At 73.0% G+C, this 22,435-nt stretch carries 15 protein-coding genes; 7 read left to right on the top strand and 8 right to left on the bottom strand.

Annotation, left to right across the window (positions count from 1 at the left end; translation table 11 throughout):
• Positions 1-21: 21 nt before the first annotated feature.
• Positions 22-1,293: a serine--tRNA ligase gene (gene serS / locus AC060K_RS01365; protein WP_483763646.1), complete on the top strand. Its 1,272-nt coding sequence runs from the start codon at positions 22-24 to the stop codon at positions 1,291-1,293.
• A gap of 5 nt (positions 1,294-1,298) precedes the next feature.
• Positions 1,299-2,123, top strand: coding sequence for an HAD family hydrolase (locus AC060K_RS01370; RefSeq protein ID WP_483763647.1), 825 nt, complete (start codon positions 1,299-1,301; stop codon positions 2,121-2,123).
• 39 nt (positions 2,124-2,162) lie between these two features.
• Here AC060K_RS01370 and map read toward each other — a convergent pair whose 3' ends face one another.
• Entirely contained in the window at positions 2,163-2,942 is a 780-nt protein-coding gene (gene map, locus AC060K_RS01375; RefSeq protein WP_483763648.1) for a type I methionyl aminopeptidase, read from the bottom strand.
• 235 nt (positions 2,943-3,177) lie between these two features.
• Here map and AC060K_RS01380 point away from each other — a divergent pair, with 235 nt between their 5' ends.
• The 3 genes from AC060K_RS01380 (at position 3,178) to AC060K_RS01390 (ending at position 6,640) form a co-directional block, all read left to right on the top strand.
• A complete protein-coding gene (locus AC060K_RS01380; protein WP_483763649.1) occupies positions 3,178-4,569 on the top strand; it encodes an ABC transporter substrate-binding protein in 1,392 nt (463 codons plus the stop codon).
• A gap of 122 nt (positions 4,570-4,691) precedes the next feature.
• Complete coding sequence (locus AC060K_RS01385; protein WP_483763650.1) at positions 4,692-5,684, top strand: carbohydrate ABC transporter permease; 993 nt, start codon at positions 4,692-4,694, stop codon at positions 5,682-5,684.
• On the top strand, positions 5,681-6,640 hold the full coding sequence (locus AC060K_RS01390; protein ID WP_483763651.1) for a carbohydrate ABC transporter permease: 960 nt from the start codon (positions 5,681-5,683) through the stop codon (positions 6,638-6,640). The genes AC060K_RS01385 and AC060K_RS01390 overlap by 4 nt, the downstream gene beginning before the upstream one ends.
• A 63-nt stretch (positions 6,641-6,703) precedes the next feature.
• On the opposite strand, the gene AC060K_RS01395 is transcribed toward AC060K_RS01390, so the two are convergent.
• Together AC060K_RS01395 and AC060K_RS01400 are read right to left on the bottom strand one after the other, a co-directional pair.
• Complete coding sequence (locus AC060K_RS01395; RefSeq protein WP_483763652.1) at positions 6,704-7,237, bottom strand: methylated-DNA--[protein]-cysteine S-methyltransferase; 534 nt, start codon at positions 7,235-7,237, stop codon at positions 6,704-6,706.
• Positions 7,234-8,871, bottom strand: coding sequence for an AlkA N-terminal domain-containing protein (locus AC060K_RS01400; RefSeq protein ID WP_483763653.1), 1,638 nt, complete (start codon positions 8,869-8,871; stop codon positions 7,234-7,236). Before AC060K_RS01400 ends, AC060K_RS01395 begins: the two co-directional genes overlap by 4 nt.
• A 139-nt stretch (positions 8,872-9,010) precedes the next feature.
• Here AC060K_RS01400 and AC060K_RS01405 point away from each other — a divergent pair, with 139 nt between their 5' ends.
• Positions 9,011-13,597 (top strand): SCO7613 C-terminal domain-containing membrane protein, encoded by a 4,587-nt coding sequence (locus AC060K_RS01405; RefSeq protein ID WP_483763654.1) that lies wholly within the window; start codon positions 9,011-9,013, stop codon positions 13,595-13,597.
• Between the two features lie 110 nt (positions 13,598-13,707).
• On the opposite strand, the gene AC060K_RS01410 is transcribed toward AC060K_RS01405, so the two are convergent.
• Genes AC060K_RS01410 through AC060K_RS01420 form a run of 3 tightly spaced genes read right to left on the bottom strand, consistent with a single transcriptional unit; the run spans position 13,708 to position 16,386 of the window.
• Positions 13,708-14,706, bottom strand: coding sequence for an alpha/beta hydrolase (locus AC060K_RS01410; RefSeq protein WP_483763655.1), 999 nt, complete (start codon positions 14,704-14,706; stop codon positions 13,708-13,710).
• A 16-nt stretch (positions 14,707-14,722) separates the two neighbouring features.
• Positions 14,723-15,628, bottom strand: coding sequence for an LppM family (lipo)protein (locus AC060K_RS01415; protein WP_483763656.1), 906 nt, complete (start codon positions 15,626-15,628; stop codon positions 14,723-14,725).
• Entirely contained in the window at positions 15,625-16,386 is a 762-nt protein-coding gene (locus AC060K_RS01420) for a metallophosphoesterase family protein (RefSeq protein WP_483763657.1), read from the bottom strand. Before AC060K_RS01420 ends, AC060K_RS01415 begins: the two co-directional genes overlap by 4 nt.
• A gap of 125 nt (positions 16,387-16,511) precedes the next feature.
• Here AC060K_RS01420 and clpB point away from each other — a divergent pair, with 125 nt between their 5' ends.
• The gene (clpB, locus tag AC060K_RS01425) at positions 16,512-19,127 is read left to right on the top strand and encodes an ATP-dependent chaperone ClpB (protein WP_483763658.1); all 2,616 of its coding nucleotides are present in this window, start codon (positions 16,512-16,514) and stop codon (positions 19,125-19,127) included.
• An 82-nt stretch (positions 19,128-19,209) separates the two neighbouring features.
• On the opposite strand, the gene AC060K_RS01430 is transcribed toward clpB, so the two are convergent.
• Positions 19,210-20,658, bottom strand: a complete 1,449-nt coding sequence (locus tag AC060K_RS01430) for a family 43 glycosylhydrolase (RefSeq protein ID WP_483763659.1) — start codon at positions 20,656-20,658, stop codon at positions 19,210-19,212.
• Positions 20,659-20,831: 173 nt separating this feature from the next.
• On the bottom strand, positions 20,832-22,331 hold the full coding sequence (locus tag AC060K_RS01435) for a septum formation family protein (RefSeq protein ID WP_483763660.1): 1,500 nt from the start codon (positions 22,329-22,331) through the stop codon (positions 20,832-20,834).
• Between the last annotated feature and the right edge of the window lie 104 nt (positions 22,332-22,435).

Here is a 22,435-nt window from a genome sequence, read left to right on the forward strand (position 1 = left end):
CCACTCGGTAGGCTTCGGGATGTGATCGATCTCCGACTCCTCCGCGACAACCCCGACGTCGTCCGCGCGAGCCAGGTGGCCCGTGGCGACGACCCCGCACTCGTGGACGCGGCCCTCGACGCCGACGCGCGCCGGCGCTCCTCCCTCGCGGAGTTCGAGCAGCTGCGCGCCGAGCAGAAGGCGATGGGCAAGGAGGTCGCGCGGGCGCAGGGCGACGAGAAGCAGGCGCTCCTCGCGCGTACCAAGGAGGTCGCCGAGCGGGTCAAGGCGCTGCAGGCCGACGCCGACCAGGCGGACGCGCAGCTCAAGGAGGTCCTGTACTCCATCGCCAACGTGGTCGAGGGCGCGCCGCCCGGCGGCGAGGACGACTTCGTGGTGCTCCGCGAGGAGGGCACGATCCGCGACTTCGCGGCGGAGGGCTTCGCCCCGCGCGACCACCTGGAGCTGGGCGAGGGCCTGGCCGCCATCGACACCCAGCGCGGTGCCAAGGTGTCGGGCGCCCGGTTCTACTTCCTCACCGGCGTGGGCGCGCGGCTCGAGCTGGCGCTGCTCAACGCGGCCATGGACCAGGCCATCGCGGAGGGCTTCACCCCCGTCATCACGCCCACGCTGGTCAAGCAGGAGACCATGCAGGGCACCGGGTTCCTCGGCAAGCACGCCGACGAGGTCTACCGCCTCGAGAAGGACGACCTCTACCTGGTCGGCACCTCCGAGGTGGCGCTCGCGGGCTACCACAGCGACGAGATCCTCGACCTGGACGGCGGGCCCATGCGGTACGCCGGCTGGAGCGCCTGCTACCGCCGCGAGGCGGGGTCGGCGGGCCGGGACACCCGCGGCATCATCCGGGTGCACCAGTTCCACAAGGTGGAGATGTTCAGCTACTGCCGCCCGGAGGACGCTGCGGCCGAGCACCAGCGCCTGCTGGCCTGGGAGGAGGCGATGCTCCAGAAGGCCGAGCTGCCGTACCGCGTGATCGACACCGCGGCGGGAGACCTCGGCTCCAGCGCCGCGCGCAAGTTCGACTGCGAGGCCTGGCTGCCCACCCAGGACCGCTACCTCGAGCTCACCTCGACCTCCAACTGCACCACGTTCCAGGCCCGTCGCCTCGGTGTGCGCGAGCGCACCGAGGACGGCACCACGCGCAACGTGGCTACCCTGAACGGCACGCTGGGTACCACGCGCTGGATCGTCGCGATCCTGGAGAACCACCAGCAGGCGGACGGCTCGGTCCGCGTCCCCGAGGGCCTGCGGCCCTACCTGGGCGGCCTCGAGGTCCTCGAGCCGGTCAAGTAGCGCCGATGGCACCCGGTCCCGAGGCGTCTGCCGCGCCGGCCACCCTGCTGGTCGCGCTCGACATCGACGGCACGCTCGTCACGTACGACGACGTGCTGTCCCCGGCGGCGCGCGACGCGGTGGCGGCGGTGCGCGCTGCCGGGCACCATGTCGTGCTCGCGTCCGGCCGGTCGCTCGTGGCGATGACGTACGTCGCGGCAGACCTCGGGATCGAGTCGGGCTGGATGGTTGCCTCGAACGGCGCCGTCACCGTGCGCCTCGACCCCGAGGTGCCCGAGGGCTACGTCGTCGAGGACACCGTCACGTTCGACCCCGAGCCGGCGCTGCGGCTGCTCCGCGAGCACCTGCCGCACGCGCGGTATGCCGTCGAGGACGTGGGCCTGGGCTTCCGTATGAACGAGCTGTTCCCCGAGGGCGAGCTGAACGGCGAGCACCAGGTCGTCGCGTTCGAGGAGCTGTGGGCGCGCGAGGTCACCCGAGTCGTCGTGCGCAGCCCCGGGGAGACCAGCGCGGACTTCCACCGGATCGCCGCCGGGATGGGGCTCGAGGACGTCACCTACGCCGTGGGCTGGTCCGCCTGGATGGACATCGCCCCGCAGGGGGTGTCCAAGGCGACGGCGCTGGAGAAGGTCCGGGCGGAGCTCGGCGTGGACTCTGCGCGCACCGTCGCCGTGGGCGACGGGCGCAACGACGTCGAGATGCTGCGGTGGGCCGCCCGCGGCGTGGCCATGGGCCACGCCGACGAGGTGGTCCGGGCTGCGGCGGACGAGGTCACCGGCTCGATCGACGACGACGGCGTGGTGGCGGTCCTCCGGTCGCTCCTGCCGTAACACGGCTGCCCGGCCGGGCGGCCCCCGGCCGGCAGGCCCTCAGTCCCGGGCGGTGAGGACCAGCGGGCCGTCCTCCGTGATGGCGACGGTGTGCTCGCTGTGCGCGCCGCGGGAACCGTCCGCCGACCGGAGCGTCCAGCCGTCGGGGTCGGTCCAGATCTCGTCGGTGGTCTCCAGGAACCACGGCTCGATGGCGATCACGAGGCCCGGCTTCAGCGGGAAGCCACGGCCCTTGCGGCCGTTGTTCGGCACGTGCGGGTCGCCGTGCATGGTGCGGCCCACGCCGTGCCCGCCGAAGTCGGTGTTGATCGCGTAGCCCTCCGCCAGCGCCACCTCGGCGATGGCGGCCGAGATGTCGCCCACCTTGTTCCCGGCGACGGCCGCGGCGATGCCTGCCTGGAGCGCCACCTCGGTGGTCCGGATCAGGCGGGCGTCGGTCTCGGCCCGTCCGGGGAGCGGGGTGCCCACGACGAACGACAGGGCCGAGTCGGCCACCCAGCCGTTCACCGAGGCGGCGAAGTCGATGCTGAGCAGGTCGCCGTCCTGGAGCGCGTAGTCGTGCGGCAGCCCGTGGAGGACGGCGTCATTCACCGACGTGCAGATCACCTTGCCGAACGGCATGGCGCCGAACGACGGGTGGTAGTCGATGTAGCACGACTCGGCCCCGCGGTCGCGGATCAGCTTGTGGGCGACCTCGTCCAGCTCCAGGAGGTTCACCCCGGGGGCGGCGGCAGCCCTGACGGTGGTGAGCACCTCGGCGACGAAGCGCCCCGCGGGCCGCATCTCCTCGATCTCGCGCGGGGTCCTCAGCTCGATCATGTCCGTCCTCTCCTGCACCGGCGCACCACGCGTACGCGTGTGCGGGGACAAGCCTACGACTGCTGCGCGGGCCATTTTTGGGAGGAGTCTTTCGTAATGCATTCGACATGCTCAGGTGGTGTGTCAGCGCTTGCATGTCCTTGCGAAACGGGGTTGCCTCAAGGCTAGGGGCCTGGCAGGGTCCCTAGCCGTACGAGCACGTCAACCGAGCACCACGAAGCAGTGGAGGTACGTCATGACTATCCGTACACGGCGACGCGCCCTGACGCTCGCCGCATCAGGCGCAGCCCTGGCGCTGACCCTTACCGCCTGTGCGGACACCGGTGACGGTGGCGACGGCGGCGGTGGTGGCGGCGGCGAGGCCGAGACGCCGACGATCGACTGCGCTCCCTACGAGGAGTTCGGCGACCTCGACGGCACCACCGTGTCCGTCTACACCACGATCGTGGAGCCGGAGGCCGAGACGCAGGTGGCCTCGTACAAGCCGTTCGAGGAGTGCACCGGCGTCACGATCGAGTACGAGGCGTCGCGCGAGATGGAGGCGCAGCTGCCCGTCCGCGTCCAGGCGGGCAACCCGCCGGACATCGCGATCCTGCCGCAGCCGGGTCTGCTCAAGACGCTGGTCCAGCAGTACGACGCCGTCCTGCCTGCGCCCCCGCAGGTCGAGGCGAACGTGGACGAGGGCTGGCACGAGTCGTGGAAGGGCTACGGCACCGTCGACGGCACCTTCTACGCCGCTCCGCTCGGCTCGAACGTCAAGTCCTTCGTCTGGTACTCGCCCTCGATGTTCGAGGAGGCGGGCTACGAGATCCCCGAGACCTGGGACGACCTCCTCGCCCTCTCGCAGCAGATCGTCGACGACAACGGTGGCGAGGTGAAGCCGTGGTGCGCCGGCGTCGAGTCGGGTGACGCGACCGGCTGGCCGGGCACCGACTGGATCGAGGACGTGGTGCTCCGCACCGCCGGACCGGACGTCTACGACCAGTGGGTCAACCACGAGATCCCGTTCAACGACCCGCAGATCGTCGAGGCGTTCGACGCGGCCGGCGAGATCCTCAAGAACCCCGACTTCGTCAACGGCGGCCTCGGCGGCGTCGACTCGATCGCTACGGCGCCGTGGACCGACGCCGGCTTCCCGATCCTGGACGGTGCCTGCTACATGCACCGCGCGGCGAACTTCTACCAGACGCAGTGGCCCGAGGGCACGACCGTGGCCGAGGACGGCGACGTCTTCGCGTTCTACCTGCCGGCGCAGACCACCGACGAGAAGCCGACCCTCGTGGCCGGCGAGTTCATCGGCGCGTTCAGCGACCGTCCCGAGGTGCAGGCCTTCCAGACCTACCTCTCGAGCGCCGACTGGGCCAACACCAAGGCCAAGGTCACGCCGAACGGCGGCTGGGTGAGCGCCAACTACGGTCTCGACCCCGAGAACCTCGCCACGGACTTCGACAAGGCGTCCGCCGAGGTCCTCGCCGACCCGGCGACCGTCGCCCGGTTCGACGGCTCCGACCTGATGCCGAGCGAGGTGGGTGCCGGTTCCTTCTGGGCGGGCATCACCGAGTGGTTCGCGTCCGACCTCTCCTCGCAGGAGGTCACGGACCAGATCGAGAGCTCCTGGCCGCAGTGACACGCCCGGCTCGGTCCTGAGCGACGCGCGGAGGCGCGGGACCCTGGGTCCCGCGCCTCCGTCGTCCTACGCTGGGATCGGGCCGGTCGACGACGACAGGTTCGGCAAGGATCGGAGGATCCATGGACTGGTTCATCTACGCCGGGGACGACCCTGGGCACAAGTTCTTGATCATGCTGGTCGCCATGGTGCTGTTCGTGGTGGTGATGGGACTGATCCTCTTCATCGTGGACCGTCCGAAGAACGCACCGAAGTGGCTGGTCACGGCCGGTTTTGTCGGACCGGCGCTGGCGATGCTCGCCATCGGGCTGCTCTACCCCGGGCTCGACACGATCCGGAAGTCGTTGTTCAACAGGAACGGCTCGGAGTTCGTGGGGCTCGACAACTACGTCCGAGCGTTCACCGAGCCGCAGTTCCTGCTCGTCCTCGGCACCACGGCCCTGTGGGTGCTCGTCGCGCCCGCCGCGGCGACGTTCCTCGGCCTCGTGTACGCGGTGGTGGTGGACAAGAGCCGCTACGAGAAGTTCGCCAAGGCGCTCGTGTTCCTGCCGATGGCGATCTCCATGGTGGGCGCGTCGATCATCTGGAAGTTCGTCTATGAGTACAAGCCCAACCAGGGCTCGGTGCAGCAGACCGGTCTGCTCAACCAGACCATCGTGTGGCTCGGCGGCGAGCCGATCCAGTTCCTGCTGCAGCGCCCGCTGAACAACTTCCTGCTGATGATCGTGCTCATCTGGATCCAGACGGGCTTCGCGATGACGCTGCTCTCGGCATCGATCCGGGCCATCCCCGACGACATCGTCGAGGCCGCTCGCCTGGACGGGCTCAGCGGGTTCGGCATGTTCTGGCGCATCACGATCCCGAGCATCCGGCCGGCCCTGGTGGTGGTCCTGACGACCATCGCTATGACCACGCTGAAATCCTTCGACATCGTCCGCACCATGACCGCCGGCCGGTACGGCACCTCGATCGTGGCGAACGAGTTCTACGAGCAGAGCTTCCGGCAGAACAACGCGGGCTTCGGTGCCGCACTGGCCGTGCTGCTGTTCGTCATCGTGATCCCGATCATCGTCTACAACGTGCGCCAGATGCGTCTCGCTGAGGAGGTCCGATGAGCACCCAGGCAGCAGGAGCCGCCGCCACGGCGGGCGACGCGGCCGTGACGGACGCGCGCGGGACCACCAAGGCGTCGTCGCGCGTCAGCGACCGGGCCCGGAAGGCGAAGGCGCGGCTGAGCAACCCGTGGGCGAGCGCGCTCGCCCTGATCATCGCGATCCTGTGGACGATCCCGACGTTCGGCCTGCTCGTGACGTCCGTCCGTCCGGAGCTGGACATCCGGCGCAGCGGCTGGTGGACGGTCTTCGGTGACGCGATCGCCGGAGAGCCCGTGCTGTCCGTCCGCAACTACGAGGCCGCGCTGTTCGGCAGCTCGACCAACCTGGTCAGCTTCTTCGTGAACTCGTTCGTCATCACGCTGCCGGCGGTGGTCATCCCGATCACCATCGCGCTGCTCGCGGCCTACGGCTTCGCCTGGATCGACTTCAAGGGCAGGGACATCCTGTTCGTGGCGGTCTTCGCGCTCCAGATCGTGCCGATCCAGATCACGCTGATCCCGCTGCTGTCACTCTTCGTGGACTGGGGGGTCAACGGGTCCTTCTGGACGATCTGGCTGTCGCACTCGGCCTTCGCCCTGCCGCTGGCGATCTTCCTCCTGCACAACTTCATGAAGGACATCCCCGCCTCGCTCGTCGAGGCGGCACGTGTCGACGGCGCCGGCCATGTGAAGATCTTCTTCCAGGTGATGATGCCGCTGCTTACCCCGGCCATCGCGGCGTTCGGGATCTTCCAGTTCCTCTGGGTCTGGAACGACCTGCTCGTCGCCCTCGTCATGGGCGGTCCGCAGACGTTCCCGCTCACGGTCCGCGTGGCCGAGATGGCCGGCTCGCGCGGCGGCGACTGGCACGTGCTGTCGGCGGGTGCGTTCATCTCGATGGTCGTCCCGCTGATCGTGTTCCTCGGCCTGCAGCGGTACTTCGTCCGCGGCCTGCTGGCGGGCTCGGTCAAGGGCTGACGCTTCTTCGATCCTGAGTTGTCAGAAGCTCACCGGCATCTGTGCCGGTGAGCTTCTGACAACTCAGAGGAGCTCCCGCGCCAGCAGACGCTCCTTGACCGGCAACCCGTAGCGGAAGCCCCCGAGCGTGCCGTCCGTCCTCAGGATCCGGTGGCACGGCACGAACAGCGCCGCCGCGTTCATCGCGCACGCCCCTGCGGCGGCCCGCACGGCGGCGGGCCGGCCGGTCCGGACCGCATACTCGCTGTAGGTGATCCGCTCGCCCGGCCTGACCTCGCGGAGCACGTCCCACGCGTGCGTCCGGTACGGGCCGCTCGCCTGGCGCACCGGCACGCGGCCGGGGGCCGCCAGGTCACCGGCGTAGTAGGCCTCGACGGCCTTGGCCGCGTCGTCGAGCATCGCGCGGGCGAGGCCGCCCGACGACGTCGCCGCCGCCGTGCGGGGGTCCCGCACCTCCACGGGCCGCAGGGTGGGGTGCACGAGGGCGACGAGGGACGCGACGTCGTCGGTCCAGCCGGCGGCGAGGACCGCGACGTCGTCCACGATGACGCTGAACGGGCCGTCCGGGGTGGTGAGCGAGGTGGTCAGGGCGGTCATCGGGGGCTCCTGGTGGTTGCTGAGGCTTCGGAGGGCGAGGGTGCGGCTGCGCGCCAGAGGTGCATCGCGGCGTACGAGCGCCACGGTGCCCACGCCGCGCCTCGCGCCTGGAGGGCGCGGAACTCCTGGGCGCGGCCGGCGGACCCGGTCCGGTCGGGCGGCTGGAGCAGCCCCAGGGAGCGGGCGCCCGCGAGGAGGGCGACGTCGCGGTCGAGCAGCACGTCGGGGTCGCCCAGGACGCGCAGCGCCACGTACCCGGCGGTCCACGGTCCGATCCCGGACCGCGCGACGAGTGCCGCCCGGAGCTCGTCGGCGTCGTCCCCGACGCTGACGGCGAGCTCGCCCGAGGCCAGGGCGCGGGCGGTGTCGACCACCGTGCGCACGTTCCGGGCGGGCAGGCGGAGGTGCTCCGGGGCGGCGTCGGCCACCTGGTCGGGTGTCGGGAAGAGGGTGGTGAGGCCCGGGATGCCCGCTGACCAGGGCGTGCCGGCGGCCGCCGCCAGGCGCGTCAGGTGGGTGCGGGCGGCGGCGACGCTGATCTGCTGGCCCACGATCGCTCGGACCACGAGCTCGTGGGGGTCCACGGCGCCGGGCACGCGGATCCCCGGGGTTGCGGCCACGAGCGGGGCCAGGACGGGATCGGCGGCGAGCGACGCGTCGACGGCCGCGGGGTCGGCGTCGAGGTCGAGCAGGCGGCGGACCCGGGCGACGGCGACCGGTACGTCGGTCAGGTGCGTCACCTCCAGGTGGAGGTCGAGCCGGGGCCGGGTCCGGGCTGTGCCGGGCTGCGGCCGGTAGGTCACCTCGAACGCGCCCGGCCCGTGCGGGAGCGAGACGGTGCGCGCGTACCGCAGGTCGGGGCCGGACAGGTCGGCGGTCTCCACGCCTTCGAGGGCGCGGACGGCGAGGAACTCCAGGACGCCTCGCGCGTCGAACGGCTCCCTGAACGGGAGCGTGAGGTCGATCCGCACCGGCTGCGGGGACGCGTCGGCGCTGAGTCCCGCGTCGGTCGCCTGTCGCGGCGCCGGTTCCGGCCGACCGGGCGACGTGCGACCGACCCCGGCCGCGGTCCTGCGGGCCCGCGCGCGCAGCTCCGACGGGGTGGTGGCGAACACCTCGGCCACCGTGTCGTTGAACTGCCGGATCGAGCCGAACCCGGCCGCGAAGGCGACGTCGGCCACGGGCAGGGCGGTCCCGACGAGCAGTGCCCGGGCTGTCTGCGCCCGCTGCGCGCGGGCCAGGGCCAGCGGCCCGGCGCCGAGCTCGCTCGCGACCAGCCGGTGGATGTGCCGGGTGCTGTAGCCCAGGCGGACGGCGAGGCCGTCGACGCCCTCCCGGTCCACGACGCCGTCGGCCACCAGCCGCATCACCCGGCCGGCCAGGTCCCGTCGCAGGTTCCACTCGGGCGTGCCCGGAGCGGCCTCGGGCAGGCAGCGCTTGCAGGCGCGGAAGCCCGCCTCGTGGGCGGCTGCGCTGGTCAGATAGAAGGTGACGTTCTCGGCCTTGGGCGTGCGGGCCGGGCAGGAGGGCCGGCAGTAGATGCCGGTGGACCGCACGGCCGTGAAGAACTGGCCGTCGAAGCGCTCGTCGCGCGCGGCGATGGCGCGGTAGCGCTCGGAGAAGTGCGTGTCCATGCCGCCATCCTCGCCCGGCGGAGCGGGCGGTGCTAGCGGCTTTCGGACACGACGGTCAGGCCCCCGGCCCGGGACCTTCACAAAACTCGCCCTGTGGACAACGTCCAGGAGACCTCCAGGGTCGGCCAGGATGACGGCCATGAGAGAGCCCTGGGTCGACGTCGCGCTCGCCCGCCTGCCCGACACCGCCGACTGCCCCGCGTGCGGTGCGCGGCTGCCGTCGCCGCGATGCGGGCACTGCTCGCTCGACCTCGGCGGCCCCGAGGCGCATCAGATCGCGCGGCTGTCCCAGGAGGCGGCCGCTGCTCTCGAACGCCGGCAGGTGGCTCTCGACCGGCTCCGCGCCGAGCAGCCTGAGGCCGCAGCCTGGGCACGGTCGGTCCCGGGACGGGCCTGGGCGGAGCAGGCATCACGCGTCGCCGACCGGTTCGGGGGAGCGATGGTCGCGGACGCCGCCGGTGCGCCGCCCGTGCCCGCCGGTGCGCCGGTCGTGGGCGCGCCGACGCCGTTGCGTCCCGGTGCGGCGGCGGGCGCGCGCGGCGCTGCACCGGCCGCCGTGCAGAACCCCGCGGCGACCGCCGTGCCGGGCCGCCTCGGTAGCCCGGGCTCCGTGCCGGCCGACCGGGGCACGGGCGCCGTTCCCTTCCCGGCCTCCGCTCCGCCGGTCCCGGCCCGCTCGACCGTGGGCCTCCAGCCCATCCTCGCCGGGGCTGGCGCGGGGCTCCTGGCCGTCGCCGCCGTGGTCTTCGTCTTCTTCACCCTCGCCGACCAGCTGACGCTGCGAGCCGTCGTCACCACGGGCGTCACCGTCGGCGCGCTGGCGGTGGCGGCCCTCATGCGTCGCGCCGGGCTCCGGTCGTCGGGCGAGGCGGTCGCGGCGCTCGCCGTCGTCCTCACCTGGGTGGACGTCGAGCTCGCCCTGCAGGCGGGCCTGCTGTCCGGGGTGGAGCCCGCGCTGGCCCGCGGGATCCTGCTCGCGGTAGTGGTCACCGTGCTGTGCCTGCTCGGCCACCGCCTCCGGGTACGGTCCTGGGTCACCGCTGCGCTGCTGGGCGCTCCGCTCGTACCGGTCCTGCTCGCCGCGGGCCTGTCCGCGCTCCTCCTGCCGCTGCCCACCTGGACCACCGCGTTCGTCGGCACGGCTCTGGTGGCGTATGGGGCAGGGCGCGTCGCGACCTGGGCTGGTGCGCGGCTCGACGCGCCGATGCGGCCCGAGGCCGCGGTGCTCCGCTGGGTGCGGGCCGCTGGCTTCCCCGCCGCGCTCGTGGTGGTCGCCGTTACGCCCCAGGCCGAGGTGGTGGGCATGGTCGCCCCGCAGTGGGCCTCGGCGATCGCCTGGGCCGCTGTCGGAACCGTCGCGGCCACCGCGGGCCACGCCGCCGGAGTGCGGTCGTGGGTCTCGACAGGCGTCCTGGCGCTCCCCGTGACGCCCGCCCTGGTCGCGGGCGCCCTGGTCGCCGACCATACGGTCGGATGGGTGATGGGCTCCGGGTTCGTCCTCGTCGCCCTGGCGACTGCGGCGGCGCGGCTCCTGGTCCGCACGTCCGGTCCTCGCGTCGACAGCGCGCTCCGCCCGGAGCGGACGATCCTGACCGTCGTCCGAGGGCTCGCCTACGCCCTGGCGCTGGCTTTCGGGTTCGTGGTCGGCCCGGTGGGCTCCTTGCCCGGTATGAGCGGCCCCGCGGTGTTCCTCGGACTGTCCGCGGTGGTGGCCGGGCTGCTGTGGCGTGTCACCGGCGAGCGGGCCTGGGCCTTCGTGGGCGGATCCGTCGGGGCGGTGAGCGGAGGTCTGCTCGGTGCGGTTCCGGGTGACCCCGCGGTCGGCTGGTTCCCGCTGGGCGCGGGCGCGGTGCTGCTGCTGCTCGCGGCGGTCTCCGTCGCGGTCCTGCGGGTGCGGGCGCCTCGGGCACGGGCCGCCGGTGACCTGCTCCTCGGCGCCTGGTCCATCACCGCGGTGGCGGCGGTGCCGGCGCTGGTCCTGCACGCCGGTCTGGCGATGGAGGCCCTGGGATCCGTGCTCGGGGGCACCCCGGGGTGGGCGCCGCACGGCGGGCCGCTCGCGGAGCACGGGTCGCGGATCGGGTCGGTCGAGGTCTGGGCCCACCTGGGCCACGCCACGCTCGTGGTCGTCACGCTGCTCGCGGCGCGGCTCGGTGTGCCAGGACCGCTGAGCGCGATCGCACGGGTGGTGGCACCGTGGGCCACGCTCACCCTGGTGGTCGCCCTCGCTCTCGACGGCAGGCTCCTCGCGCTCACCTCGGGGATCCTGGTGGCGCTCCTGGCGGCGCTCCTGCTGGCGGCGACCGCCGACCCCGCCCGGTGCGCGCCCTGGTCCCAGGGGATCGTCGGCCTTGTCCAGGCCACCCTGCGAGTACTGGTGCGGGCGACGGGGCTCGCTCGCCGCCTGGGCGGGCGGGCGATGACCGCGCAGGAGGTCCGGTTCTGGCGGGTCGCCGCGGTCGCCGGCGCCTTCCTCGCCCTGAGCTTGACCATGGTGAGCTCCTGGTCGTGGCGGGTCACGGGGATCGTGGGCGGCGTCGTCGTCGCCGGGCTGCTGCTGGCTGCCCGGGCGTCGGTCCCCCGCCCGGTGCATCCCTGGCTCGTCGGCGGCGCGTACGCGTACGTCCTGTGGGTCCTCATGCAGTGGCTCGGCTGGCTGGGGCTCGACGGTGTCGCGATCGCCTGCACCGTCTCGGCGGCTGCCTCGTTCGGTGCCCTCCTGGTGACCCTCTGGGGCCGGGTGCGGCCCGGCGAGTGGCTGGCGGTCCTGGGCGTGACCTCGGTGCCGTTCGTCATCGGTGTGGTCACCGTGGCGTCGGAGCGCACCTGGTGGTCCGCCGGCGCTGCGGTGGCGATGCTGGCCCTCGAGGTGGTGCTGGTGCTGACGCCCCGTCGGGGCCTGGTCCCGTCCGTCCGCGTCTGGGCTGCGGCCCTGGTCCTGCCCACCGCCTCGGTGGGCGTGGTCAGCGCCGGTGCGATGCTGCTGCAGACCAGCGGCTCTCCGGTGGTGCTGCCCGTCGTCGCGACCCTCGTCGCGATCACCGCGGGCGGTGCGCCGAGGGTGGCCGAGCATGTCTCCGCCCGGGTGACCGCATCCCTCGTCCCGCGACTCCGGTGGGTGCTGGAGGGGAGCGCGGTCGTCACGGGTGCCCTCACGGTCGGGCTCGCCTACGCGCGACCTGCCGCCGGGCCCGACATCGCCGTCGCGGTCCTGCTCCTCCTCGCCGCGGGCGCCGGCGTGGTCGCTCGCGAGCCCGACCGCCGGCGTGCCACCTGGCTCTCCGCGCTCCTGGTGACGGCGGCCGTCTGGACGGCCCTGGCCGACGCCGGGGTGCGGCTCGTCGAGGCCTACACCCTGCCGCCCGCGGTCGGCGCGATCGTGGTCGGGGCGCTGCTCGCCCGCCGGGCGGTGAAGAGGCTCGTGGTCGCGACCGAGGGCTCCGTCTCCGAGGGCACCGACGCGTCCGCCGCTGCCGGCACCGGCCGGCGCTCGGCCGCCGCCGCGACCACCTCGTGGCGCCTCGCCCGGGTCGGGCTCGCTCTCGCGCTCGTGCCCAGCCTCGTGGTCCACCTGGTGGCGCAGGGCGCCGGGTCGCTGCGGGCCTTCGTGCTGGTCGGAGCCGGCGCGGCCCTCCTGCTGGTCACAGCGCTGCTGCGCCGTAGGCCCCTCGTCGATGGCGGGTGGACCCGCGCCGCGACGCTGAGTCTGCTCCCCGCCGCGGCCCTGACCGGTGTGGCCGGCACCGTCGAGGCCCTGCACGTGGCTGACAGCCCGGTACTCGTGCTGGGCGGCACGATCCTGCGGACCAGCGAGGCGTTCGCCGTCGGGCTCGCCTGGTCGGTCGCCGCGGCGGGGCTCGCCGCCACCGCGGCGCTCCTGACCCGGCCCCTCGTCGACGGGCGTCAGGCCGGCACCCTCGCCCGGTGGGGCCTCGCCCCCGCCCTGCTGCTGGGCACTGCGGGCGCGGTCGTGAACGTCCGGGAGTCCTGGGGCGCCATCATCGTGCTCTGGGTCGTCGAGGTGGCACTGCTGATCCTGCTGGTGGCGACGGTGCGCCGGTTGCTCGCTTCCGGCGACGACCCTCAGACGCCGGGCGGGATCGGCGCTCCGCCGTGGTTCGTCTGGGCCTGTGCGCTCGCCGTGGCGATCGCCGCGTGGTCTCCACGCGACCTCCGGGTCGAGGTCTTCTCGGTCCCGCTCGGCGTCGGTCTGGCGCTCGCTGGATACCTCGCGGCACGAGCGGCGGCCTCGGACCGGGCGGCCTCGGACCGGGCGGCCTCGGACCGCGTGGCCGCCGGCGACGCGAGCCCGGCCCCGGTCGCGGCCGACGTCGGGCAGCGCGGGCGGGGGACCTGGCCCCTGGGCCGCACGGGTTCCTGGGCGCTGCTGGCTCCGGGCCTCCTGGCACTGCTGGGCCCGTCGGTCCTCGCCACCTACACCGACCCGCTGACCTGGCGTGCGGTGCTGGTGATCGGCGTGGCGCTGGCGGCGGTCCTCGTGGGCAGCCGCGCCCGCCTCGCCGCACCGTTCCTGGTGGGGGTGTGGGTGCTGCCGATCGAGATCCTGGTGGTCTTCCTCACCCAGCTGGGCACGCAGATCTCGGCGGTGCCGTGGATGCTCACGCTGGCCGCGGCCGGCGGGGTGCTCCTCATCATCGCGACGCTCGACGAGCGCCGCACGGCAGGCTACGGCGGAGCTGCGGCCTACCTGCGCGACCTGCGGTAGGGCGCCGCACCGGCCCGCCGGCTCGAGGTCTGCTCCGAGAACGTCATCAGGTATCGCCACCGGCGTCCGGGCGATACCTGATGACGTTCTCGAGGCGGACGGCTGGCCCGTCAGACGTGCGCGTCGAGCCAGTCCAGGGCGGTCGTGAGGAACGTCTGGCGCGCTGGCTCCGGCGAGAGCGCGAGGTCGTGGGCGCCCCCGGCGATCGTGACCACGTCCACCGACTTCCCGAGCCGGGGAGCCCGCTGCAGGATGTGCCGCACGTCGAGGACGCTGTCGGTGGTGAGCAGCTCCTCGTGCCAGCGCTTGCCGGTCGTGGTCCGGTCGGAGGCGCACACGAGCACCGGGCATGTGACATCCAGGCCGCGCGCCACCCGGGCGTGCGCCCGCCGGATCGAGTGCAGCCACGCCGCCCGCACGGGGAAGCCGGCATAGGGCTTCCACGCCAGGTCGTACTTCCACTCCGCGTGGAGGGCGCGTCCGTAGCTCTCGCCGAGCGCGCCGAGCGGGAGCCGCGGGGCGACCGGGCCCAGCACGTGCAGCAGCCGGGTGGTCACGACCCGGTGGTGCCACCCTTCGTTGAGGTCGAGCCACGGCGAGTTGAGGATCAGCGCCTCCACCTTGCCAGGGCGCGTGCTCGCCCACAGTGACGCGACAAGACCACCCATGGAGTGCGCCAGTACCACGACCCGGTCGTGCCCCTCGGCCCGCACCGCAGCCGTCGCGGCGTCCAGGTCGAGCGCGTGGACAGCGACGTCGCGCACGTAGTTCGGGTCACCGCCCTCGCGCAGGGACCGGCCGTATCCCCGCAGGTCCACCGCGTAGAACGGGTAGCCGCGCGCCGCGAAGGCCTCGGCGACGTGCCGGTGGAAGAAGTAGTCGACGAACCCGTGCACGTACAGGACGGCGGGCCGGCCGGAGCGGGACTCCTCGGCGGAGCCCGGCTCCGCACCGGAAGCCGCCGCGGAGCCCGGCCCGTCATCGGGGCCGGTCGTCGAGGCGACGTGCCGGACCAGGGTGGCCGTGACGTCGTCGGCCCCCGCGTCCGGGAGCGGAAGGCTGCGCGCCTGGAAGTCGGGGCCGAGCACGTCGTCGTGCCATGCGGTCATGCGGGTCCTCTCGCGATCACGCGCCGGGCGGGAAGCTCGGTGGCCGGTGGGGGTCCTGCGGTCCCTGCGGGTGCGGAGGCCGTGGATACTGCAGGGTCGTGTGCTCCTGGCCGTGCGCGCCAGGGTACTGGCCCGGGTAGGGCGACGCGGCCGGAGGCGCGTGACCGCGGGGTGGGGCGCCCGCGGACGGGCGCACCCGCAGCGCCTGCCACACCACCACCCCGACGAGCAGCAGGATCACGAGGCCGCCCGCAGCGATCAGCGGCGCCAGCCAGTCCGGCACGCCCGACGACGTCCCGCTCGCCCCGGGCGCGGCGCCCGCCTCGGTCGGGGACGGCGTCGGCACGATCGAGGCGGGGTCCACGGCCGACCCTCGCGCGTGGATCGTGGAGACCTCGCCGACGGGCGGGGTCCAGGTGACGGTGGTGCCCGTCAGCGCGCCGTCGGACTCGGCCACGGGGCCCGGGAACGTCACGCTCAGCGTCACCGTCAGCACGTCCTCGGCGCGGACGCCGCGGATGTTCAGGGCCTCCTCGGTGAGGTCGACCGTCGCGTCGACCACGTAGTCGTCCCCGTCGCGCACGACGGTCACGGGCAGACCCGCCGACTCGGGCAGGGCCGCCAGCGGCGCGACCGGGTAGACGTAGCGGGTGCCCGTGTATCCGCCCTCGCGGTACTCCTCGGTGCGCTCGGCGCCCCGCTCCGGGTCGCCCTTGCCGCGGAGCGCGTCCTTCAGCACGTCCTTGGCGTCACGCCCCGTGCTCTGCGCGAACTCGTCCTCGACGGCGATGACGAGCGTCGAGCCGGCGGTGTCGTCAGGGTTGAGCGTGACGTCGACGTCGGCCCGGATACAGCCCGACAGCAGCAGGGTGAGTGCGGCTGCGAGCACCCCGGCTGCGGCGCTGCGGCGGGTACGGGTCACGTGGCAAGCATGCCGGGCTTCTGCCGCCCGCGGTAGACGGCGGTGCGGAGCTCGACCTCCCAGACGTCGGCCTGCGGCATGCCGAGCCGGTGCGCCACGGCAACCTCGGCATCCACGTCGTACGGGACCCGGACCACCTGGAGGCCGAACGGCGCGGGATCCGGGGAGTCGGGGACGCCCTCCAGGATCACGTAGGCGGGCACGGGCTCGTCGAGCGGGTTGCCGACGCTGCCCACGTTGAAGAGCGTGCGGCCGCCGTCCACCTCGATGTAGACGTCGTGGATGTCGCCGTAGCCCACCATCGTGGGCTCCGGTCCCGGCCCGGTGAGGTCGGTGGCGGCGAACATGCCGGCGAACTGCTCCGGTGTGTGGTGGAAGTGCACACGGGTGTGGACGCTCGCCGCGGACGCGTGGAACAGCCGGACGCGGCGCCCGCTCAGGACGAGGTCGTGGCTGAGGGGCAGCGTGCGCAGCCACTCGTGCTGGTCCGGTCGCAGCTCGTCGCGCCACCAGATCATCTCGGGCTCCGCGTCGTCGGGCATCCCTGGGAGGAAGTCGTCCCAGTTGCCCCGGATGTTCACCTCGCACACCTCCTGGCAGCGGTCGGTGACCTCGCTGCCCCGCGGGCCCTTGCCGACGTAGTCGCCGAGGTTGAGGACCCGGCGGATCCCGCGGGCCGCGATGTCGTCAAGAACGGCCTCGAGCGCCGTGAGGTTGCCGTGGACGTCGGAGATGAGGGCGATCCGTTCCAGAGGCATGCGGGGATCCTGCCACAGCGACGCCGGCGCGCGCGGGGCCGGGTCGCCAACCCGAAGTTGAGTGGAATAGACTCAACTTTGGCGAGGTTGCCCCCAGTGGAATCACCCAGTACTTCGGAGGTGCCATGGACACCAAGTTCACGACCAGGTCGCAGGAGGCGATCGGAGACGCCATCCAGTCGGCGTCCGCCGCCGGCAACCCGCAGCTCGAGCCGGTCCACCTGCTCGCGAGCCTGCTCGCCCAGCAGGGCGGCGTCGCCGTCGGGCTGCTGGAGGCCGTCGGGGCCGGCACGCAGGCTGTGGGCCAGAAGGCCCGCGCCGCCCTGGTCGCCCTGCCCAGCGTGAGCGGCACCAGCACGGCGCAGCCGAGCGCCAGCCGCGCGATGGCCACGGTCCTCGACCTCGCGGGCAAGGAGGCGCAGAGCCTCGGCGACGAGTACGTGTCGACCGAGCACCTGCTCATCGGCATCGCCGCAGGCCAGTCGCCGGCCGCCCAGATCCTCGCGGCCGAGGGCGCCACGGCTGACGCGCTGCGCTCGGCGCTGCCCGCCGTCCGCGGCTCCGGCCGGGTCACGAGCCCCAACCCCGAGGGCACCTACAAGGCCCTCGAGCAGTACGGCACGGACCTCACGCAGCGCGCGCGAGACGGCAGGCTCGACCCGGTGATCGGCCGCGACGCGGAGATCCGCCGTGTCGTCCAGGTCCTGTCGCGCCGCACCAAGAACAACCCGGTCCTCATCGGCGAGCCGGGCGTGGGCAAGACGGCGGTCGTCGAGGGCCTCGCCCAGCGCATCGTCGCGGGCGACGTGCCGGAGTCCCTCAAGGGCAAGCGCCTCGTCGCCCTCGACCTGGCGAGCATGGTCGCCGGCGCCAAGTACCGCGGCGAGTTCGAGGAGCGCCTCAAGGCGGTGCTCCAGGAGATCACCGACTCCGACGGCGAGATCGTCACGTTCATCGACGAGCTCCACACTGTCGTCGGCGCGGGAGCGGGCTCCGAGGGCGCCATGGACGCGGGCAACATGCTCAAGCCCATGCTCGCGCGCGGCGAGCTGCGGCTCGTGGGCGCTACCACCCTCGACGAGTACCGGCAGCACATCGAGAAGGACCCCGCCCTGGAGCGCCGGTTCCAGCAGGTCTTCGTGGGCGAGCCGTCCGTCGAGGACACCGTCGCGATCCTGCGCGGGCTCAAGGAGCGCTACGAGGCCCACCACAAGGTGACCATCGCCGACTCGGCGCTCGTGGCCGCCGCGGCGCTCTCCGACCGCTACATCAGCGGCCGCCAGCTCCCCGACAAGGCGATCGACCTCGTGGACGAGGCTGCGTCCCGGCTTCGCATGGAGCTCGACTCCTCGCCCGTGGAGATCGACGAGCTGCAGCGCGCCGTCACACGCCTTGAGATGGAGGAGGTGGTCCTCAGCGAGTCGGACGACGCCGCGTCGAAGGAACGGCTCGAGCGGCTGCGGGCCGATCTTGCGGACCGGCGCGAGGCCCTCTCGTCCCTCACCGCACGCTGGGAGGCCGAGAAAGCCGGCCACAACCGCGTGGGCGACCTGCGCGCGCGGCTCGACGAGCTGCGCACCGAGGCCGACCGCAAGCTCCGCGAAGGAGACCTCGAAGGTGCGGCCCGGCTGCAGTACGGCGAGATCCCGGACGTCGAGAAGCAGCTCGCGGAGGCGGAGCGTGCCGAGGCGAGCCGTGAGGACGGCGACGCGCCCGCCGAGGCGCCCATGATCGCCGACAAGGTGGGCGCCGACGAGATCGCCGAGGTGGTCTCGGCCTGGACCGGCATCCCCGCAGGCCGCCTGCTGCAGGGCGAGTCCGAGAAGCTCCTCCGCATGGAAGACGTCCTCGGGGAGCGGCTCATCGGTCAGAGGGCCGCGGTCCGCGCGGTGTCCGACGCCGTGCGGCGGGCCCGGGCGGGCGTCGCCGATCCCGACCGGCCCACGGGTTCGTTCCTGTTCCTCGGCCCTACGGGCGTCGGCAAGACCGAGCTCGCCAAGGCGCTCGCCGACTTCCTGTTCGACGACGAGCGTGCGATGGTCCGGATCGACATGTCCGAGTACGGGGAGAAGCACTCGGTGGCGCGGCTCGTCGGTGCGCCCCCGGGGTACGTGGGTTACGAGGAGGGCGGCCAGCTCACGGAGGCGGTGCGGCGCAGGCCCTACTCGGTGATCCTGCTGGACGAGGTCGAGAAGGCCCACCCGGAGGTCTTCGACCTGCTGCTCCAGGTCCTCGACGACGGCCGCCTCACCGACGGTCAGGGCCGCACCGTCGACTTCCGCAGCACCATCCTGGTGCTCACGTCGAACCTGGGCTCGCAGTTCCTGGTGGACCCCATGCTGGACGACGCCCAGCGGCGCGACTCTGTCATGACGGCCGTCCGTGCGGCGTTCAAGCCGGAGTTCCTCAACCGGCTCGACGACGTGGTCCTCTTCGACGCCCTGACGCTCGACGAGCTGGGCCGCATCGTGGACCTGCAGGTCGCCGCGTTCGCGGAGCGCCTCAAGGACCGGCGGATCACCGTCGAGGTCACGGACGCGGCGCGCGAGTGGCTGGCGCTCGAGGGCTTCGACCCGGCGTACGGCGCCCGCCCGCTGCGCCGGCTCGTGCAGCGCGAGATCGGCGACCGGCTGGCCCGCCAGCTGCTCTCCGGAGACGTGTCCGACGGCGACACCGTCGTGGTGGACCGGCCGGAGGGTGCGGAAGGCCTCGATCTGCGCCCGGTCATCCTCACCGGCTGACCCGTCACCGCGCTGTGGGTACACGTTCGGCCGCCTTTCCGACGGCCGGCCACGACATACGTGTACCCACAGCGCACGTGGGTCAGCCGCGGCGCCAGTGCTGGGCGTGGGCCCCGTTACAGGTGTACTGCGACAGGCGGGCGCCGTTCGCGGTGTCCCAGTCGTAGTTGTCGAGGCACAGGCCGCTGGCGCGGTTGCGCAGGGAGAACCAGCCGCTGCCCTGGTCGACGATCGACCAGTCCTGTGCGGTCCCGCCGTTGCACGACCACAGCCCGATGTCGGAGTTCAGTGCCGTCGACCCCTGGAACGCGTCCAGGCACTTGTTCGCGTAGGCGTTCTTGATGCGGTAATAGCCGCCCGTGTAGGTGAACTCCCACTTCTGCACCGCCCCGGTGGTGCAGGTGTAGAGGCGGACGAGCGCGCCGTCGGCCGTGTTGTAGTCGTAGTCGTCGACGCACTTGTTGCTGTGCCGGCCCCGGATGCCGGGCTGGCCCGACCCGGTCTCCTGCGGCTGCCCGAAGAACGGGAATCCGTTGGCGTCCCAGTAGAGCTGCTGGGCCCTCGTGTGACGGTTGGGGTCCGTCAGGGCGTCCGGTGTGGGGTTCGCGTAGTTCCGGGCGTGGTAGATCAGCATGTCCGTCGTCCCGTCCTCGGCGACGGTGAAGCTGCCGTGCCCGGGCCCGTAGACCCCGTTCGCCGTCTGGAAGACGGGGGTCGACTTCTTGGTCCAGGACGACGCCGAGAGCAGGTTCGCCGACGCCGACGCGTAGACGTAGCCCAGCTTGTAGCGGGAGTCCGTGGCGGAGGCCGAGTACGCGATGATGACGCGCCCGTTCTTGACGATGGGCGACGGGCCTTCCACCACGCCGGCCACTCCCTCCATCTCCCACGAGTGGGTGGGCCGGGCGATCTCGACGGTGCTGGCGGTGTCGATCGTGGTCGGCGACGTCATCCGCGCCAGGTACATGTGGCTGTTGTAGCTCGTGCTCGGGCTGTCCTGCGCCCAAGCGAAGTAGCGGACGCCGTTGTGCGTGAAGGACGCCGGGTCGAGCTGGAACGACTCCCAGCCGGTGGTCATCCGCTGCGGTGCGCTCCAGGTGCCGGTCATCGGGTTCGCCGAGGTGTTACGGATCCAGTAGAGGCGCTGGTCGAACCGCGCGGTGCTCGGCGAGGCGGAGAAGTACAGGTACCAGGCGCCGTCGTAGTACTGGATGTCGGGTGCCCAGATCCAGCCGCCGAGGGCACCGCTCGCGGGCGCGGTGAACGCGGTGCTCGTCGCCGCCGACCCCAGCCCCGCCAGGGTCTGCGACCGGCGCAGCTCGACGCGCTTGTAGTCGGGCACCGAGGCGGTCATGTAGTAGTAGCCGTCGGTGTGCTTGTAGATCGCCGTGTCCGCCCGCTGCTGCACGAGCGGGTTGGGCACGTCGATGAACTGGGCACCCGCCGGAGCGGCGGGGGCGAGGGCGAGCGCCGCGAGCGCGGTGACGCCTCCGGCGACGAGACGTCGCCACAGTTGGGTGGGCAGGTTCACGCGTGACTCCTTTGTCTGGTGCTGCGCCCCGCACGTCCCCCGGCGGTCCACGATGACCCCGCAATGTGAGCGCTAACATCGCAATTCTCGCGGGTGTGCGCGGTGTCGTCAAGATCAGCTCAAGCCCCGGGTAAGTCCCGTCAACGACTCGGCCGGTGCTGCGCTGGCCCGGGCTACTCGAGCAGCGAGCCGACCGTGGGCGAGTCGCTCGACGCCAGGCACAGGCCCACGCGGTCGCCGTCGGCCCAGGACGCCTCGCTCGGCGTCCACACCACGTACGTCAGCGACGCCGACGACTCCGCGGCGCGGGCGGCCTCGCCCAGCTGCTCGGGTCCGCACACCTGCGAGACGCGCTGGCGTGCGGCGTCCTCGCCGGGCCAGATCGCCTCGGGCGCGAAGTCCGTGCGGCCCACCACCTGCGCCGAGTGCTCCTCCGCGCACGGCACCACGGTCACCTCACCGACGTCGCCGTCCGGCGGGAGCTGCTCCACGCAGGTGCCGAGCACCAGCTGGACGGCGTCAGCCTCCTGAGCCGACGCGACGTCACCCTCCAGGTACGACCAGTCCCCAGGGTCCACGGCGTTGACCACTGCGACGGCCCCCAGCGCCAGGAGCACCACGGCACCGGCCACACTCCCGGCGAGCGCCAGCCTCCGGCGTCGGGCCGCGGGGTCCGGCGGTGCGGCGGGCTCCCATCCCGCGTACGCCGCCTCCGGCGCGTAGTCGTGCGCCTGCTGCCCGACGCCGCCCTGGGCGCCTCCCTGCACCGGCACCGGTCCGAGCGGGATGGCCGAGGAAGGACGCCGCGGCGCGGGATGGCGCGGTGCCTGGCCGCTCTGGCGCTGCGCCGTGGCCGGGAACGGGAAGGGCGGCAGCACCTCCGTCGCGTCGGCGGGCGAGCCGGGCTGCCGGATCGCAGGCAGCACCTCGGTGGGGCCCGCGGCTGGAGGCAGCACCTCGGTCGGGTCGGCGGGCGGCGGAACCTGGGCCTGCTCGGCCGGTGGGCGCGGTACGGCCGCGTGCTGGGTGGGCGGGGCGAAGAGGGCGGGCTCGTCCTCGGTCGCGACCTCCGAGGGAGCCGGCGCCGCGGTCTCGGTGACGGCGGGCGCCGGCTCGGCCTCCGTCGCTGCGGTCGCGTCGGTGGTCTGCTCGGCGTCTGAGTCCGCTTCGGCGTCCGCTTCGGCCGGCTCCGTGCTCGGGGTCACTGTCACCGGGCCCTTGGGGGCACCCTCGTGCGCGACGGTCAGAGCAAAGAGCGCCAGGTCGCGCACGGCGTCCTCGGACGCCTCGTCGGACGCCTCGTCGCCGCCGGTCTCCGGCCCGTCCTCCGCGTCGCCCTCGGCGGTTGTCGCCTGGGCGGTCGTCGCCTCGTCGGACGGCGTGTCACCCGGCGTCGCCTCGTCGGACGGCGTGTCACCGGTCGTCGCCTCGTCGGTCGGCGTGTCACCCGGCGTCGCCTCGTCGGTCGCCGCCTCGTCGGGGAGCGTGCCGTCGACCGGCTTCGCCTCCGTCTCCCCTGCGTCCGTCTCCGTCCCCGGCGCCGTCTCCGCCGCGTCCGTCTCTGCCGCGCCCGCGACCTGCTCCGCTGTCGCCTCGCGGTCCGAGGTCCGGGCGGCCGCCACCCCCGAGTCCTCGGGCTCGGCGGCGTGGGGCGTGTCCGGCGTCGTCGTCATGGGGCCAACCTACCGATCCTCCGCGGGACCGCCGAACCCTCCGCGACCTGGTGCGTGGGGAACTGAAAGCGTCTGGAAAGCGGTGCACCGTTGACTGGTCACAC

This window comes from Antribacter sp. NEAU-D49, assembly GCF_057158775.1.

Excerpts from the sequence above, each read along its gene's own strand:
- AC060K_RS01370 (WP_483763647.1), top strand. The coding sequence starts at position 1,299 with ATGGCACCCGGTCCCGAGGCGTCTGCCGCGCCGGCCACCCTGCTGGTC.
- map (WP_483763648.1), bottom strand. The coding sequence starts at position 2,942 with ATGATCGAGCTGAGGACCCCGCGCGAGATCGAGGAGATGCGGCCCGCG.
- AC060K_RS01380 (WP_483763649.1), top strand. The coding sequence starts at position 3,178 with ATGACTATCCGTACACGGCGACGCGCCCTGACGCTCGCCGCATCAGGC.
- AC060K_RS01385 (WP_483763650.1), top strand. The coding sequence starts at position 4,692 with ATGGACTGGTTCATCTACGCCGGGGACGACCCTGGGCACAAGTTCTTG.
- AC060K_RS01390 (WP_483763651.1), top strand. The coding sequence starts at position 5,681 with ATGAGCACCCAGGCAGCAGGAGCCGCCGCCACGGCGGGCGACGCGGCC.
- AC060K_RS01395 (WP_483763652.1), bottom strand. The coding sequence starts at position 7,237 with ATGACCGCCCTGACCACCTCGCTCACCACCCCGGACGGCCCGTTCAGC.
- AC060K_RS01400 (WP_483763653.1), bottom strand. The coding sequence starts at position 8,871 with ATGGACACGCACTTCTCCGAGCGCTACCGCGCCATCGCCGCGCGCGAC.
- AC060K_RS01405 (WP_483763654.1), top strand. The coding sequence starts at position 9,011 with ATGAGAGAGCCCTGGGTCGACGTCGCGCTCGCCCGCCTGCCCGACACC.
- AC060K_RS01410 (WP_483763655.1), bottom strand. The coding sequence starts at position 14,706 with ATGACCGCATGGCACGACGACGTGCTCGGCCCCGACTTCCAGGCGCGC.
- AC060K_RS01420 (WP_483763657.1), bottom strand. The coding sequence starts at position 16,386 with ATGCCTCTGGAACGGATCGCCCTCATCTCCGACGTCCACGGCAACCTC.
- clpB (WP_483763658.1), top strand. The coding sequence starts at position 16,512 with ATGGACACCAAGTTCACGACCAGGTCGCAGGAGGCGATCGGAGACGCC.
- AC060K_RS01435 (WP_483763660.1), bottom strand. The coding sequence starts at position 22,331 with ATGACGACGACGCCGGACACGCCCCACGCCGCCGAGCCCGAGGACTCG.